17 protein-coding genes are annotated in these 14,740 nt (G+C 70.6%); 2 read left to right on the forward strand and 15 right to left on the reverse strand.

Annotation, left to right across the window (positions count from 1 at the left end):
- Positions 1–239: 239 nt before the first annotated feature.
- From ACGFQ9_RS38410 to ACGFQ9_RS38470, 13 genes are all read right to left on the reverse strand, one after another.
- Positions 240–1,634 (reverse strand): tyrosine-type recombinase/integrase, encoded by a 1,395-nt coding sequence (locus tag ACGFQ9_RS38410; protein ID WP_393580566.1) that lies wholly within the window; start codon positions 1,632–1,634, stop codon positions 240–242.
- Positions 1,634–1,825 (reverse strand): helix-turn-helix transcriptional regulator, encoded by a 192-nt coding sequence (locus ACGFQ9_RS38415; RefSeq protein ID WP_393580567.1) that lies wholly within the window; start codon positions 1,823–1,825, stop codon positions 1,634–1,636. The genes ACGFQ9_RS38410 and ACGFQ9_RS38415 overlap by 1 nt, the downstream gene beginning before the upstream one ends.
- 492 nt (positions 1,826–2,317) lie before the next feature.
- Positions 2,318–3,793 carry an ATP-binding protein gene (locus ACGFQ9_RS38420; protein ID WP_393580569.1) on the reverse strand — a complete coding sequence of 492 codons (1,476 nt, stop codon included), beginning with the start codon at positions 3,791–3,793 and terminating at the stop codon, positions 2,318–2,320.
- Positions 3,794–4,678: a DNA primase gene (locus ACGFQ9_RS38425; RefSeq protein ID WP_393580571.1), complete on the reverse strand. Its 885-nt coding sequence runs from the start codon at positions 4,676–4,678 to the stop codon at positions 3,794–3,796.
- An 84-nt stretch (positions 4,679–4,762) separates the two neighbouring features.
- Entirely contained in the window at positions 4,763–5,032 is a 270-nt protein-coding gene (locus ACGFQ9_RS38430; protein ID WP_393580573.1) for a hypothetical protein, read from the reverse strand.
- A gap of 11 nt (positions 5,033–5,043) precedes the next feature.
- Complete coding sequence (locus tag ACGFQ9_RS38435) at positions 5,044–5,526, reverse strand: hypothetical protein (RefSeq protein ID WP_393580575.1); 483 nt, start codon at positions 5,524–5,526, stop codon at positions 5,044–5,046.
- 223 nt (positions 5,527–5,749) lie between these two features.
- A complete protein-coding gene (locus ACGFQ9_RS38440; RefSeq protein WP_393580576.1) occupies positions 5,750–7,855 on the reverse strand; it encodes a hypothetical protein in 2,106 nt (701 codons plus the stop codon).
- A 2-nt stretch (positions 7,856–7,857) separates the two neighbouring features.
- Positions 7,858–9,525 carry a hypothetical protein gene (locus tag ACGFQ9_RS38445; protein ID WP_393580577.1) on the reverse strand — a complete coding sequence of 556 codons (1,668 nt, stop codon included), beginning with the start codon at positions 9,523–9,525 and terminating at the stop codon, positions 7,858–7,860.
- A 90-nt stretch (positions 9,526–9,615) separates the two neighbouring features.
- The gene (locus ACGFQ9_RS38450; protein WP_393580579.1) at positions 9,616–9,933 is read right to left on the reverse strand and encodes an RRQRL motif-containing zinc-binding protein; all 318 of its coding nucleotides are present in this window, start codon (positions 9,931–9,933) and stop codon (positions 9,616–9,618) included.
- A complete protein-coding gene (locus ACGFQ9_RS38455; protein WP_393580581.1) occupies positions 9,933–10,157 on the reverse strand; it encodes a hypothetical protein in 225 nt (74 codons plus the stop codon). Before ACGFQ9_RS38455 ends, ACGFQ9_RS38450 begins: the two co-directional genes overlap by 1 nt.
- Positions 10,154–11,167, reverse strand: coding sequence for a DUF2637 domain-containing protein (locus ACGFQ9_RS38460; protein WP_393580583.1), 1,014 nt, complete (start codon positions 11,165–11,167; stop codon positions 10,154–10,156). The genes ACGFQ9_RS38455 and ACGFQ9_RS38460 overlap by 4 nt, the downstream gene beginning before the upstream one ends.
- On the reverse strand, positions 11,164–11,436 hold the full coding sequence (locus ACGFQ9_RS38465) for a DUF6303 family protein (RefSeq protein ID WP_393580584.1): 273 nt from the start codon (positions 11,434–11,436) through the stop codon (positions 11,164–11,166). The genes ACGFQ9_RS38460 and ACGFQ9_RS38465 overlap by 4 nt, the downstream gene beginning before the upstream one ends.
- Positions 11,436–11,699, reverse strand: a complete 264-nt coding sequence (locus ACGFQ9_RS38470; protein WP_393580586.1) for a DUF6284 family protein — start codon at positions 11,697–11,699, stop codon at positions 11,436–11,438. Before ACGFQ9_RS38470 ends, ACGFQ9_RS38465 begins: the two co-directional genes overlap by 1 nt.
- 538 nt (positions 11,700–12,237) lie before the next feature.
- Here ACGFQ9_RS38470 and ACGFQ9_RS38475 point away from each other — a divergent pair.
- Both ACGFQ9_RS38475 and ACGFQ9_RS38480 read left to right on the forward strand, forming a co-directional pair.
- Positions 12,238–13,008, forward strand: coding sequence for a helix-turn-helix domain-containing protein (locus tag ACGFQ9_RS38475; protein WP_393580587.1), 771 nt, complete (start codon positions 12,238–12,240; stop codon positions 13,006–13,008).
- On the forward strand, positions 13,005–13,478 hold the full coding sequence (locus ACGFQ9_RS38480) for an NUDIX hydrolase (protein WP_393580588.1): 474 nt from the start codon (positions 13,005–13,007) through the stop codon (positions 13,476–13,478). Before ACGFQ9_RS38475 ends, ACGFQ9_RS38480 begins: the two co-directional genes overlap by 4 nt.
- Here ACGFQ9_RS38480 and ACGFQ9_RS38485 read toward each other — a convergent pair.
- Both ACGFQ9_RS38485 and ACGFQ9_RS38490 read right to left on the reverse strand, forming a co-directional pair.
- Positions 13,466–14,044 (reverse strand): HD domain-containing protein, encoded by a 579-nt coding sequence (locus tag ACGFQ9_RS38485; RefSeq protein WP_393580590.1) that lies wholly within the window; start codon positions 14,042–14,044, stop codon positions 13,466–13,468. The genes ACGFQ9_RS38480 and ACGFQ9_RS38485 overlap by 13 nt on opposite strands.
- On the reverse strand, positions 14,041–14,493 hold the full coding sequence (locus ACGFQ9_RS38490) for a GntR family transcriptional regulator (protein ID WP_393580591.1): 453 nt from the start codon (positions 14,491–14,493) through the stop codon (positions 14,041–14,043). The genes ACGFQ9_RS38485 and ACGFQ9_RS38490 overlap by 4 nt, the downstream gene beginning before the upstream one ends.
- Positions 14,494–14,740 lie beyond the last annotated feature (247 nt).

Raw genomic sequence — 14,740 nt, forward strand, 5'->3', positions numbered from 1 at the left:
CTTCTAAGCACTTGGCCGCAGGTTCGAGTCCTGCCGGGGGCACTCACACGGCCCAGCACCCAGCCCTCCCCATCGGGAGGGTTTTTTCGCAGGTCAGGACACATCTTCAGGCAGCCCGCGATGACGGAAAGGCCCCGCGCCGCCGGCACCCGGAGGCGCCTCTCAGGCACGGGACCGTCCGGCTGTTTCCGACCCGCTGCGGGTGGCCACGGAGAATACGCGGAGAAGTTCGCCGCCTCTCACTCCAGCCCGGAATACCCTGCTTGGTCCACTTCCTCCTCAATTCGGCTCTTGAGGTCGGCGAGGTGCCCGGAGATGCACCGGGCGTAGTACGCCAGCAGTACGGGCACGCTGTTCCCCGCCCATTCCGCCACCTGCGCTGGCGGGACTCCGCTGTTCAGCCACTTGGTCTGGCAGGTGTGTCGCCAGTCGTACACGCGCTTGCCGAGCGGTGATGCGAATTGCTCCGGAGTGAGGACGGCCATCCGGGCGCCACGCCACGCCCGCCGGATCACGGACCCTGCCAGCACTCCCCCGTTCTCCCCCTGGAACAGGGTGTCCGTGGGCTTCAGCTTCTCCGCCGCGATGTGCTCGCGGAGGATCCGCGTCAGCGCCGGACGGCAGGGGACGACGCGCATGTCTCCCTCGCCCCTGCCCTTGAGGCCACGGTCGTCTCTGACCTCGCCCGTGTCCGTCCACTGCCGACCGACTTCCGGGCGCGCCGCGTAGACGTGCAGCTCGCCCCACTGGTCGCCCGCGTCGGCGCGCGGCAGCCGGACGTCCATCACACGCATCGCCACCAGTTCCTCCGGCCGCGGGGCCGCGTAGTACATGGTGGCGAAGAACGCGTGCAGCCGCGGGCCGCCCCTCGGTCGATTCCGCACCCACGCGAGCAGGCGCACCGCTTGCTCGTCGTTGATGAGAGAGCGCTTGTCGAGCGTGGCCGACGCCTTCGGCGAGGTGCCCCGCCCCTTCGGCAGCGGGTTGACGTTCAGGACGCCCTGCTTCACCGCGTACTCCATCAGCACGTTCAGCACCCGGCGTGATCGCTTCACGGAGCTGGCCGCCACCGGTGTGCCGTTCAGCTTCGTGGTCATGGCGGCCAGGATCGCTTCCACGCGGGCCGTATCCTCCCAGGCCGCCATGGTGAGCGTGCTGCGCTGAACCCAGGCCAGAATGGCCGCGATCTCCCGTGGGGCGTTCTCCCGGTGCAGAGTGTTGAACCCGTACTCGCGGAGCGCTGTCCGCAGGTCGACCTGCGTGAAGTAGCTGGGCAACGGGGCGCGGAGCAAGGCCGTGGTGGCGGCCATCAGCACCTTGGCGACCGTCCTCCGGTTGTTGGCGGACGTCCTCCCCCACTGCGCGTCGACGAACTCGACCGCGAACTCGTACCAGTTACGCGAGGGGGCCAAGGTGGTCTGCTGCGAAACCGGCCGGCCCGTCGCGATGCTGAACGCCCGGCCACTCCGCATGGCAACAACCAAGGTGGCACGGAAGCTCTCAGCGAGCGGGGCGGTCGCGTGCGGCTGCCGCCACTCCCTGCCGGCCACCGTCCATCGGACGGTGTGGGTCGTCTTGCGACTCCCCTCGTACACCGACGTCTTCCAGAGCTTGACGTCGTACGTGTGGTCCATCAAGCGGCATCCTCTTGGTCGTTGAGCCAGGTTTCCAGGTCGATCCGCCGCACCCGGAGAGCACCGTTCGGGAGCTTGATGCAGCGGGGGGCCCGGCGCTTCAAGCGCCAGTCGTAGAAGGTGGATTTCGAGACCTTCAGCTCGGCGCAGACCTCGGCGATGGTCAGCTTCTCTTCGGGCGTGCGCGCCACAGTCGACTCCTGTCGTGGGTGGATGCGAATTGGTGCCGCGGGGCCTCTCAGACATCCGCGTGTGTCCGAAGCTTGGATTTCTGCGTCACCGCGTCATCTGCGTCATTGACCTGCCTGACCTGCGGGTTTCGGTGACGCAGGACCGGGCGCGTGTGTCACCGGCCTGCGTCACCGCGTCACCAGGTGACGTAGGCCGGTGACGCGGGTGACGCGTGGTGACGCAGCCGTTGGCCGTCTGCGTCACCTGCGTATCCGCAGGTCACAGGTTGTTGGCCGGTCGGTGGTGACGCAGGTGACGCAGCGTCCCTTCTCTTAGGAGAAAGAGAGGGTGGTGTTGGTTGTGGTGCGGTGCGCCTTAGAACGTGAAGACGGAGCCGCAAAGCGGCACGTCCTTTGCAGCGGCGGCAAGCCGCCGGAACAGCAAGAGGAGCACCCCGCGCCCGGGCCGGGGTGCTCCTCTTGCCTGTGCGGGGCGCACCGCGGTGGCGCGGGTTAGAACATCGGATCCGGCTGGTCCGGCGGTCGGGCGGCCGGTCGGGTCATCTCGATGTAGCGGGCGGTGTTGGTGCGGCCCCAGTCGACCAGGACGCCGCGCGCGGCAAGGGTCGGCTGAAGCCGCTTGAGACGGTCGGAGAGAACCTTGCCGGTGGTCGGCCACCCCTTGGGCAGGGGGCGGAAATCCTCGCCGGTGTAGAGCTGCGTGAGAGCGTGCAGCCACTCGGCGGAGGTCATCCGCATTTCCGCGCCCGGATCGGCGCCGGCCGCGTGCTTGAGGACAGTCTGGGCCAGCAGGTCACCCTCGATGACGTCGTCGTTGAGGTCGTCCAGGGCGGCCCGGTAAGCGTTCAGCGCGCCGAGGCCGGTGGCCGCATCGAGCTGCGCGCACAGGTGGGCGAAGTCAGCCATCCGCAGGTCCGTGGGAATGTCGGCCTGCGCGGCCCGAACCTTGACCGTGAGGTCGAGCAGAGACCCGAGGATGACCGGCAGGGCCTCCTTGAACTCCGCCCACAGCTCCGCTTCGGTCCGCCGCACGCTCGGCCGCTCCAGACGGAGCGGAAGGAGTCGTTCGGCGAGGTCGGGACGGATGACGCCCACGTCAATGCCGGTCAGCAGCAGCGGCCGACGGTAGCGGGCCCGGACGACGTCCCCGTCGGTGTAAAGGGCGCGCTTGATGGTCTCGGCCCCGGTGACGATGCAGCACATGAGGTCGGACAGGTCCGGGGCCAGATGGGAGAGGTTGTCCAGGGCCGTGACCCACCCGGCGGCCACGGCTGCAATGAGGTTCTCCTCATCCTTCGGGGCGCGGCGCAGATCGCCGCTCATGCCCTCGATGATCCGGACGAGCATCCGCCCGCCGGTGGACTTGCCCGCGCCCTGGGGACCGGTGAGGAACGGTGCGGGGACGGGCACGGACGGCCCGAGGCAGCCGATCAGCCAGGCGATGGCCAGGCACTCGGTCTCGGCGTTCGCGAAGTTGCACAGCCTCAGCAGGAGGTCGATCCCCTTGCCCTCTGTGTCCTTGGCGGGGAGCGGGAGCTCACCGGTGAGCTGGGTCCGCCGCCAGCAGACCTCCTGAGGGTCCGGGGTGACGATGTCCCACCCGGTGGGGTGGACGCGGACGGACTGGCCGTCGGTGCGGCCCAGGTCGAGCCACGTCGCCCCGTCAAAGCCGGGCGCCACACGGATGTGCACCTGCTGTACCTCCTGGTTCATCGCCAGGGCTTCGATGAGGTCGAGCGCCTCCTTGAGCGCGGTCCCGCTAAACACGCCGCACCCGTCACCGAACAGGCCCACCATGAGTTCCTGCCGGTGGCTGCCCGAGGTGCCCTGGGAGCGGATCGGCCGGGCCACGGGGTGGCCGTTCTTCTGCGCGAACACGGTCCCGTCGGCGGTGCGGAAGTACCGGAAGTGCGCCTGCGCGTAGTCGGTGATGATCTCGCGAGCCGGAGTCTTCTCGTCCTCGGCCATCTACAGTCCCAACGTCGTGCGGGCGTTGTCCCAGGCGTCCGTGCAGTGCCGGGGCGACTCGCCCTTGGCCTGCGCGGCGGTGAACAGCCGCGCGACGTGCTTGTCGGTGAGACAGCCGCATCGGCCATGGGCGGACAGCACCGCGAGGAACGTCCGGTAGACGGTGGTGTGGACCCGGCGGTCAGCCTCGGTGATGCGCTGCTCCGCCATGGCGATGCCCCGCTCCAGGTAGGCGGGCGAGCGATGCCGGCACTCCCCGCCCCAGGCCGGTGCGGGCGCGGACACGGCCACCTGCGTCGGCCGGACCGTGGTGGGCTCCTTCACGGCGAGCGCGCGAACGGTGTCGGGCAGCGGCACCATGGAGCCGGTACCGGGCCCACGCCACTGCGCGTAGACCATGGTCGACTTGAGGTCGACGCCATCACGGACGCCGTTCACCGAGCGCATAGTGCCCCGGTAGACCCAGTGTTCGCCCCGGGTGGTCTCCACGGTCGTGGTCGCGGGGAGGTTCCGGCGGGCCCACGCGACCGCGTCGGCGTTGTCGAGGTCCACGACGGTCAGCCCGGCACCGCCGGGGTGGTACGCGACAGCCTGGGCCTGCCCCCAGGCTCCCGCCCACGCAGCGGAGGTGAGGACATCCTGGTCGGTGGTCGCGGCGCCCCAGGCGTGGCAGGGGGCCGGGCACTGACAGGGGCCGGCAACCTTCATGTGGGGGCGGTCGCCGCACGCCGAGCGGGTGCAGGCAGGGCAGTTCCCGAAAGGCAGCTTGCCTTTCCGCAGCGGCAGAACGGGCAGGCCCAGCCCGGCGAGCCAGAGCGCGGTGCGGAGGTGAGCGGGTAAGGCCAGGCGGCGGGGGCCTCGCGGGAAGTCGGTTGTGTGGGTCATGCTGGATTCCTCCAGTTCAGTGGATCGTGCTGGATGAGGGCGGCCCCGGTTCATTGGCGTGAGAGGGGGCCGCCCTCGGCGCTGCTAGAAGGGCGGTTCGTCGCTGTACCCGCCGGAGGTGGCCCAGGGGTCGCGGTAGGGGCGGCGGTGCTCAGGCAGGCGGAGCAGGGTCCACCACTGGTGGGGGTTCCAGCAGTCGCAGTCCTCCCAGTCGGTCCCGGCGTACTCACCGGTCTCGGGGTCGCCGTAGTCGCAGGCGATGCCTCCCTTGCCGTGGCAGGTCTGGCAGTCGGGCCGGGGCGTGTCCGTGAGTACGAGGAGCGGGCGGATCCATTCGATGCGGAGTCGGGCCATGACGGGCTCCTTCAGTGGTTGTTGATGGTTCCGGTGGCCTTGCCGAACAGGCCGGTGGCGGTGATGTTCTGGGTGACGTGCTGGACCGGTCCGGCACGGTGGCCGGGGTTGGCGCGTCCGGCGCGGAGGAGCAGGGGTGCTGCGGCGCCGGCGGCGATGAGGGCGACGGCGGCCCAGAGGGCTTCGGTCATGGCGATCAGTCCCGGGGCTGCGTAGGCGATCCCGAACCCGGCGGCGGCCACTCCGCCGCCGACGGTCGGGGCGAGCAGGGCAACGGTCTTGGCCCATACCGGCACCGACTGACGGGGTTCCGGTTGGGCGGGTGCGGGGTTGGTGTAGGCGAGGGTGCGCACGCCGTTGGGGAGGGTGACCCAGTCGACGCCGGGCGGTATCTCGGCGGGCAGGATCACGGTCGGCTGGACGGGTGCGGGCCGGTATACGGGGTCGCCGTAGCGGGTGGCGGGGGTGCTCGCGTGGAGGGGTTCGGTGTGCACAAGGGGCTCCCTTCAAGCAGCGGCGGGCAGCACCCGGGAATGTGTGGGTGCTGCCCGCCATGGCTTGTCGCGTGCTTGTCGTCTGGGTTGTCGTGCGCCTTGTCGCTTGCCTTGTCTTGTCGCTTGTCTTGTCGCTTGTCGCCTCCCAGTTCAGAGCCCGGTTTCAGCCCCTGCGAGGGGTCGTGCGCGACAAGCCCCGGGCACGCGACAAGCGGGCGACGGGTCAGGCGTCCGGGGTGTGGTTGCGGTGGATGTAACGGGTCTTGGTCCCGGCTCCGATGCGGACGGCGGTGCCGTCCTCGGCCCACTCCTGGAGCCATCCGCTGATCGTCTGCCGGTTCGTGCCGTGCGCCTCGGCCAGCGCCCGTGCGATCGCCGAAGCGCCGGTTCCCTCCGGGCCGGCGGCTTCCAGGACCGCGAGGGCGGCCTGTCGGGCGGCGTTGTCCTGATCGCCCCGGAGCGCGGACAGGTTCAGCCCGCCGGGCTCCGGCTGAGTGGTTCGGGCCGGTTCCGCTTCCGGCCCGGTAGCGGTGGCGAACTGGGCATCGATCTGGCGCCGGAACTCCTGCGCGAGCCGCTCCTCCTCCGCCGCTTCCGGGGCTGGCGGAGTGTTGCGGAGGGCAGTCAGGTTCAGTCCGCTGGCCTCGGTCGGCGCGGTCCTGGCCGGTTCCGAGGTCCCGGCGTCGGAGCCAGATTCGCTGCCGGCAGTCATCCAGGCGGTGCGGGCGTGGTCCCAGCGGCGGGCGTAGTCGGGTCCTGCGGCCTTGGCGGAAACGTCATCCAGGCGAGGATGCCGGTCGGAGGTGGCGTGCACGATGTCGCGAATCTGGCTGGGCAGGATCCGCCAGGACTTGAACAGGCCCGCCGGTGACTCCGGCGTGCCCATGAACCCCGAACCCTTATAGGGGGCCTGCTCGACGCGGAGGCCGCGGCTGCCGGGGAACATCTTGGACAGGTCCATGCCCTCCTTCTCACCGCCGGTGAGGACAGCGCGGGTCTTGGCTTCGCGGCGGATCATCAGGTTGCCCAGCACGCTGCCGGTGGCACCCAGCGCGGTCAGGATCGTACGGATGCCCATGGAGCGGAGCATCCGGATCACTTCCAGGATCTTCTTGGCCAGCTTCCGCATCTGCGCGTCCGTGCTGGTCAGGATCTCTGCGCCCTCGTCCACCACCAGCATGATCTGGGGGATCTGCGCGCTGATGGGCAGCAGGTCGGTGTTCGCCTTGGCCAGCAGGTCCTGGTACGCCTGCTTGCGGCGCAGCCCGACCCGCAGCGCGGCATCGAGCATCAGCTCGGCTTCCTCGTAGGTGGAGGCGAGCCAGTCCACGCCGGGCCGTACCGCCTGTCCGGTGTCGCCGGTGAGGGCGGGGCGGACCCAGGGCAGGCCGGCGGATCCGGCGTTGAGGTCGATGACCCAGGTCAGGACGTCGCCGGCGCGGGCCAGTCCGCCCAGGACGGTGTGGAGCATGTTCGTCTTGCCCGACCCGGTCGGCCCGACCAGCAGCGCGCACTGCTCGCGCAGGTAGACGTTGACGGGGCTGCCGTCGGTGCGGACGCCCCAGGGCATGCCGGTCAGGATCGACAGGGGGCTGTAGTCGGCCGGGTAGCCGATCTCCTCGGCAAGGACGTTGACGGTGGTGACGTCGATCAGAACGCGGCCCTGGTCGATGCCGGGGGAGGCGGCGGCGGTGCAGCCGTGCGGGAGCCGGGCATCGGCGGACAGGCGGGTGTTGTGCTGGGCGACCTTGTCCCACGGCACGCCACCTTGGGGCAGTTCGGCGTCGATGGTGAACCCGGTCCCCGTCGGCCACATCTCCACCGCCACCACGCGCAGAGTGATCCCGCAGACCCGCTGCACGCGGTCGACCCACTCCGCGGCGATCGCCCGCCGCTCCGCCGACAGTTCGCGCGCTACCTGCCGCTCTGCTTCCTCCAGGGCGACGTTCTCGCGGGCCTCTTCGTAGAGGCCGGTGAAGTGGGTGGCTGCGGCCATGCCCATGCCGAGGGTGGCCAGGGATCCGAGGGCGGTCCACGAGAGGGGGGTGGTGGTGATGGCCCAGGTGGTCCAGCCACCGGCCAGGAGCCAGGAGGCGGCGCGGGCGCCGATGGTGCGGCCGGACAGTTTCTGGCGGAGGCCGGCGGCGGTGTGGCCGATGGCTCCGGCGGTGCCGAACGCGAGGGCCCAGGTGGGGGGCATGTGGGTGGCGGCGCCGATGGTGGACAGGGCGAAGGCTCCGGTGGTGGCAGACAGGGCGCCGGTCACGGGTCCGTGACCGGCGGCCCAGTCCAGGGCCACCCCGGTGTGGTTGGGGGTGGTGGCAGCCATGATCAGACGTTCCATCCCTTCTCGGCCTCGGGCCCGTTGCGGGGGTCCTCGTGGCGGGCGATGTCGTGCTCGTGGGCCATGCGGAAGATCCCGCACAGGTCGTCCGCGACCGCGGTCGCACTGTTGAGGGCGCCGTAGATGTCGGCGAAGCCCTGCGCGACTTCCTTCTCCAGCGGGAACTCGGAGTCGGAGCGCTCGGCGAGGATCTGCATGATGTTCGCGATCGACGCCAGGGCCTCGGGCAGCCCGTCGACCATGGCGAGGATCTCCATGGCGGACTCGGGCTCGTAGGACTGGGCGGCCTGCTCCATCTCCGCCGCGAGCTCCTCGAACCGGAACCCCGACGCACTGCTGCTGGACGTGCTGGACACGGTGTCTCCCTCACTCGTGACGGGCGGTGTGGTGGTGCCGGGACTGCCGGGCCGTGCGGCCCGGTCCCCGAGCGGCTGTTCGTCCTGCTCGGCCTCGGCGGCGGCCTGCTCCTCGGCCGCCGTTTCGTCCTGGCCGAGCCGGGCCGTGATCTCGGCGTCGCGCTGCTCGCGTTCGGCGCGGGCCCGGCCGGTCAGCCACCGGAACAGCCGCTGGCCGGGGTTCATGAGCCAGGCGGCGTGGAGCTTGCGGCCCAGCGGCGTGGTGAGCATCCCGGCCGTCCCCAGCAGCGCGCCGAGGACGCCGGCGACAGCCCGGCGGGCCTGGTAGCGGGCAGCGGACCGGCGCAGGGCCTTGCGGGCCGCTTTCTGGGCGGGGGCCTTCAGCGCGGCGACTCGCTTGGCGCGGGCGGCCTGGCGGACGGCGTGTTCACCGGCCCGAACCTGCCCTGCAGCGTGCCGGTCCCGGGCCTTCCGGCCCCCAGCTACCGCCCGGTCCCGCACCGCGGCCGCCTTGCCCGCGGCCCCAGCCGTCAAGCGCCCAACCGGGCCCCGGGTGGTCCGGGCACCGCTGGCCCCGCTGCTGCCGCCGCTTCCGGTTGGGCGGGTGGTGCGGGCGGCGGCTCTGGCTGAGCGGCGGGCATCGGCGACCTGCCGCCGGGCCGCCGTAGCCGTGGCCCGGCGGGCCGCCCAGGTCGGGGCGTCCTGGCGGGCCTGCTGCCGCAGCTCCGCCACCCGACCCGCCCGGCCACCGCCCGGCAACCGGGACAGCACACCCGAACCCACGCGCCGCGACGACGCCTTGACCTTCCCCGTAGGTGCCGCAGAGGGGCGCAGGCTGCCGCCGGCGTTCTTCCGTGTGCTCGCGCCGGACCGGCCGGCGGCGCCGCCCATGGCGGTCCGGCGTCCGCCCCCGGTGGGCGGGGCAGCACGGTGGCTGCCCCTCGGCTGCGAGGGAACCAGACCTGCGGCACGGGACGACCGGCCCGGAGTGCCTGCTCCGGTGGGCCGGGCCCGGCGGGTGGAGGGCTTGCGTTTGTCCTGCTTGGTGCGGGTGGCCAGGGTGCCCAGGACGACCGCGGCGGTCATGGCGACCGCCGCAGCGACCGGCCCGGCGGCCATGCCGGCGGCGCCGACCAGCCCGGCGGTGGTGTTCGTCCCGGCCAGGCCCAGCGGCAGAACCGGCAGGCCACCCGCCGTGTGCTCGACCTCCGGCACCTGCTGCTGCTTCGGGGCGGGCGGATTGACCGGGGGTGCTGCTTCCTCGGGTGGGGATGTCGGGGGAGTGAGGGTTTCGGTCATGCTGAACGTGCCTCCTGGTGAGGTGAGGGGCCCAGCCGGATCTGTGGTGGAGAGGGCTGGGCCCCGAACGTCGGTGACGGGGCGGGGTGTTCAGGCGGAGCAGGGGTTGCAGGCGCCCAGGTGGGCGGGGATCACGTATCCGGCGTCCCGCCCACACGACGGGCAGGTGCGACGGGCGGCGTTCGCGCGGACCAGAGCCGCCCAGCGGCCCGGCGTCATCGCACGGACCGGCAGCGCCAGGTCGATCCGGTAGAGGTAGGCGACCAGCGGGCCGCGCTTCCGGCGGGGCCGCTGCAGCTCGGCAACGACGTCCTGGCCGCCGGGCCGGAGCCCGGCGGCGCGGAGCTGCCGGCGGGTGGCGAGCCCGTCCGGGGCGAGCCGCCAGGAGTAGATTGGCAGGGCCGCCATCAGCGGAGCCGGTGGTAGGCGGCCCGGCACACCGCCGCGTGCCCGTTGGCGTCGTCACGGGTGATGGTCAGGTGGTAGTCGATGTGGGTCTCGCCGCATCCGTGGCAGGACCAGCGGGCCCGGTTGACGGTGCCCTTGACGTCGATGGCGGCGCCGACCTGGTTGTGCATCCGGATCAGCAAGTCGCCCGGCTCGACGGGGGCGTTGTTCGGGGAGAGCTTCACTGTGCGGCTCCTTCGAGAACCGGGCGGGAGGGGACTTCGGTGAGTTCGCGCAGTTCCTGGTAGCGGGCGGCGATCCACCCCGTGGACCAGCCGGTCAGTTCGACGGCCTGCCGCTGCGGGAGACCAGCCGCGTACGCGGCCTGCACGACCTGCCGGGCCCGCTCCTCCTTGAGCTTCTCCATGGCGGGGCCGGCCGCGAGAAGTTCGGCACGCTCACGCTCGGCGCGATCGCGGGCGGCCTGGCGCTCACGCCACTCACGCTCCTCGCGCTGGCGCTGCTCCTCCGCGCGCTGCTGGGCGGCCTGCTGCTCACGGCGCTCACGCTCGGCCTGAGCTTGCTCACGTTCGTGCTCACGGCGCTCACGCTGGGCCTGCTCTGCCCGCTCACGGGCCTCCTGCCGTTCGGCTTCCTCGCGGCGGATCCGGTCCTGCCGCTCAGCGGCATCCCGGGCCAGCCTCGCCTCGTGCTCACGCTGCTCACGGGCCAGTGCCGCCTCGTGGTCCCGCTGCTCACGCTCGGCCCGCAGCCGGTTCTCCTCGCGTTCCGCGGCCGCTCGCGCTGCGGCGTCCCGCCGGGCCTGCGTGCGGTCCTCCGCAGCCAGAACCGCGGCGGTCAGGGCTCGGCGGTAGGCCAGACCGGCCTCGGCGGTCACGATCAGCAGCAGGGGCGCAACCGCGTGGATTGCGACCCCGACCAGGTCGCCTGCCAGGGCGGATGCCCCGATGTTCAGCAGCAGCGTCATTGCGCCGGTCATCCAGCGCAGGGCCACCGGCCACCCGCCGGCCTGTCCGCCCAGTCGGGCCAGGACGGAGTCGAGTCGGACCACGATGAGCACTGCCGCGTCGACCACGAGCGGCAGGATCGGGGCCGTCCAGTCCCACTCGTCCGGGGTGTGGGCGGCCATCAGCGGCGTGACCGTCAGAACGGAGAAGAGCATCGCCCCGCACACGATCAGCCACGTCCCGAACGACAACGCGCGCTCCGATGAGCGCAGCTGAGCATCGCTCACGCCGCACCCCCAGCGGCCGGGGTGACGCCGGTTACGGCGATCAGGACGATGGGCGAATCGGGGTTGGCGAACTCCTCGGAGTCCTCCACCCACGACCACTCCTCACCGGTCCTGCATGCGAAGCCGAGGGCTTCGAGCGCCTGTGAGCGTTCGGTGAGCGTGGGCACGGCCGCACCGGTGAAGGTGTGCGTCGGCCAGGTGGACCGGCCGTGCTGGACCACGTACAGGCTCCACCGGCCAGACCGGAAGACCAGATGCGCCAGCCTCATCACGCCACCGCCGCGGCGGACGAGGGCGTCTTGTTCGCCGCGGCCCGGCGGGCCGCCAGCACGCGTCGGTGAGCCCGGCGGATCCGGCGGCCGTCGAACTCGCCCGTCGGCCGGTCCAGCAGCGCGATCAGCGCGTCCAGCAACTCGACCTCGGCCAGCACCACCGGCATCTCGGCCTCGATCGCGTCCAGCTCCGCGTCCGTCGGCTCCAGGTCGACCGGAAGCGGGGTAACACCCTTGTGACGTGCAACGATGGACTTCATTGGGTCTTGCTCCTCTCACACAGGAACGGGACCGAACAGCAGCCCCGGCGTCCTACCGCCGGGGCTGCACGTCGTTGTGAAGCAGGAAGAACCTCCAGCTCCCCCACCCCGCCCGTAGGAGCGCCGAGGCGCCTGACAGGCGGAGGAGGCAACCGGCCGCAGCGCAAAGCCCTGCGGATGGTTGGTGTGCGGATCTGAGCCGCACTGGCCGCCTTTCGAGTAGGAGGCGGCGACCTCACACTTTTCAGTTCTCAAAGAGCCGACGCTTCCTTCGAACCCCTTTCGAGGACCCTCCGGGCGCAGGGCAGTGCAGGCATCCACCGCCGAAGCGATGCATGTGTTACATGTCTCTCACCGTGGCAGATCGGATCTGCTTCGTCAACCCACCGGGTTCTCGATGTCGGGATCCGCCGCCTCGTTCAGCGACATGACCAGCATGGCCGGGAAGTTCAGGACGTTGGACTCCGCGCATGTACGGCTCACGCCCGGCTCGCTAGAGTCGAAGTCGTCCCAGGGCGTCCTACGTGGGGAGGGTCGTGTGGCCAACGAGCGGTTACGCGGGGCCATCGTCGAGAGCAACCTGAAGCTGGAGCAGGTAGCGGAACGTCTGGGGGTATCTCCCAAGACCGTTGAGCGCTGGATCTCCGAACCAAAGCGGAAGCCGTACCGGCGCTTTCAGTACGCCTTGGCGTCGATGCTGCGGCGTGAGGTCTCGTACCTCTGGCCGGACGAGCGAACGGCCGAGGAGGTCACCAGCACCAGCGGTTCAGAGGTGCTGATGCTCTATCCGCACCGGTCCGTGGTGCCACCCGACACGTGGACCAAGCTCTACGCCGACGCGACCACCCATTTCGACGTGCTCGTCTACTCCGGGTTCTGGCTCACGGAGGACCCCCGGTTCCACCGGCTCGTCCGGGAGAAGTCGGCGGCCGGCGTGCCCGTGCGCTTCATGCTGGGCCACCCGGACAGCGCTGCGGTTGCCGTCCGTGGGGAGGACGAAGGGATCGGCTCCGCCATGGCGGGCAAGATCCGAAACGCCCTACTCAACTACGCGCCGTTGTTCCGGCTCCCAGGGGTCGAGTTCCGGCTGCACTCCACCACGCTCTACAACTCGATCTACCGCGCGGACAACGAGCTGCTGGCCAACGGCCACGTGTACGGCGTCGGCGCCTACATGGCTCCGGTGCTCCACCTTCAGCGCGTGCCAGGTGGTGAGCTGTTCGATACCTACGCCGAGAGTGTTGAGCGGGTCTGGGAGGACGCCCGCCGCATCACCTCGCCAACCGACTACGAGGACGCGAATCCGTGAGCCGAATCGACTACTTCCGCGATCCGAACGCACCCGCAGCGAACTCGGTCGTCCCATCGGTTACCGCCGTGGTGCGCAACAGGCAAGGCCGTCTGCTGCTGATCCACAAGACAGACAACAACCTATGGGCGCTGCCCGGTGGAGGACATGACGCCGGCGAGAGCATCGCTCAGACGGTAGTCCGGGAGGTGGAAGAGGAGACAGGCATCTCGGTGGCCGTTGAGGACATCGTGGGGCTCTACACCGACCCGCAGCACGTCATGGCCTACGACGACGGAGAGGTCCGGCAGCAGTTCTCCATCTGCTTCCGCGCACGGCCGATCGGCGGGGCACTGCGAACGAGCTCAGAGTCCAAGGAGGTTCGTTGGGTCCCCCCTACCGACCTGGAAGCCCTGGAGATCCACCCGTCCATGCGCCTGAGGATCGCGCATGGACTCGACACCGCCCGGACGTCGCCCTACATCGGGTGACTTGACTGCCCAGCCGCCTGCAACCGGCCCTCCACCCGCTGCACGGATCCGTGGATCTCCGGCGCGGCCCGCTGGATGAAGCGCCCGACGAGGGTGTCCGTCCCGTACCGGCCGACGATCTCGGCCACTCGTTCCTCAGACGTGGTGCAACCACCGTCGGGGGTCGTGGTCATGTCGCAGAAGACGAGGGCGTCAACGAGGGCCGGTTGCTCCAGCGCGAACTCCGCCGCCAGTACGTCACGCAGACCGCGTTCCTCCGCTTCGAGCAAGGCGTACGAGTGATGGGCAACCAGCCGGACGACCCGTTCGTCGACGCCCTCTTGATCCCGCAGGAACCGGGCACCGTCGAGCGGATGGAAGCCAGTGGCAGCGATCCGCGGCGAGTAGCCCACGTCGTGGAGGACGGCGGCGGCCTCCATGAGCCCTGCGTCCTCCCCGAGAATCCCCCGCAGCGACTGCGCCCGCTGAGCCACGCCAAGCGAGTGGGACCAGCGGCGCGGCAGTGGTTCGGCGAGCAGCTTCTCAGCCAGGCCGTACGCCCGCTCAACGAGCGCTGTTGTTGTCATGCCTGCACCCTTCCTGAAGAGCCCGGGAGAGCCCGGACAACTCGCCTACGCTTCGGCCCCATGGCGATGAGGCCACGCCCCTCCAACTGAGCGAGCGCCGAACGCACGGCAGTGCGGGACACCCCGTACCGGGCGCAGAGCTCACTCTCAGACGGGAAGGTGTCGCCCACCGCGGAACCCTCTTCCCCGAGGGCGTCCGTCATGCGCTCCACGAGCGGCCGACGGTCGCCGCTACCGGCCACGAACCATCCGGCGCCTTGCACGGATTCGATCAGGCCATCGTCCTTGAGGACCTTGAGAGCCCTCCCCACGGTGGTCCGTCCGACCCCGTAGATCCGCATGAGCTCCGCCTCGGACGGCAGGGCTTCAGCGATCTTGCCGCTCGTGATCTTCTGCCGCAGAGCCTCTGAGATCTGCAAGAAAGTGCCTCGCGGGCTGGCCTGCGGCACGGTCCCCTCCTTCATCGGCCTCATGCGCTCACGGCCGTCGATTCCCTCACGACCAGCTTCGCACGCCAGGGCGCTCGTTCTCAGAAATCCTCCTCCGGAATCTCCTGCTCCGGTGAATACGCGTGACGCCGCGGCCCCAGCAGGCACAGATCCGTGCTCCGCCGCAGGTCAGAGCGACGCCGGGCCCGTACTGCAAAGGTCTCTTCTAAGCACTTGGCCGCAGGTTCGAGTCCTGCCGGGGGCACTC

Source organism: Streptomyces sp. NPDC048603 (assembly GCF_043199475.1).
Lineage (GTDB): Bacteria > Actinomycetota > Actinomycetes > Streptomycetales > Streptomycetaceae > Streptomyces.

Excerpts from the sequence above, each read along its gene's own strand:
- ACGFQ9_RS38410 (WP_393580566.1), bottom strand. The coding sequence starts at position 1,634 with ATGGACCACACGTACGACGTCAAGCTCTGGAAGACGTCGGTGTACGAG.
- ACGFQ9_RS38420 (WP_393580569.1), bottom strand. The coding sequence starts at position 3,793 with ATGGCCGAGGACGAGAAGACTCCGGCTCGCGAGATCATCACCGACTAC.
- ACGFQ9_RS38425 (WP_393580571.1), bottom strand. The coding sequence starts at position 4,678 with ATGACCCACACAACCGACTTCCCGCGAGGCCCCCGCCGCCTGGCCTTA.
- ACGFQ9_RS38430 (WP_393580573.1), bottom strand. The coding sequence starts at position 5,032 with ATGGCCCGACTCCGCATCGAATGGATCCGCCCGCTCCTCGTACTCACG.
- ACGFQ9_RS38440 (WP_393580576.1), bottom strand. The coding sequence starts at position 7,855 with ATGGCTGCCACCACCCCCAACCACACCGGGGTGGCCCTGGACTGGGCC.
- ACGFQ9_RS38445 (WP_393580577.1), bottom strand. The coding sequence starts at position 9,525 with ATGACCGAAACCCTCACTCCCCCGACATCCCCACCCGAGGAAGCAGCA.
- ACGFQ9_RS38450 (WP_393580579.1), bottom strand. The coding sequence starts at position 9,933 with ATGGCGGCCCTGCCAATCTACTCCTGGCGGCTCGCCCCGGACGGGCTC.
- ACGFQ9_RS38465 (WP_393580584.1), bottom strand. The coding sequence starts at position 11,436 with ATGAGGCTGGCGCATCTGGTCTTCCGGTCTGGCCGGTGGAGCCTGTAC.
- ACGFQ9_RS38470 (WP_393580586.1), bottom strand. The coding sequence starts at position 11,699 with ATGAAGTCCATCGTTGCACGTCACAAGGGTGTTACCCCGCTTCCGGTC.
- ACGFQ9_RS38485 (WP_393580590.1), bottom strand. The coding sequence starts at position 14,044 with ATGACAACAACAGCGCTCGTTGAGCGGGCGTACGGCCTGGCTGAGAAG.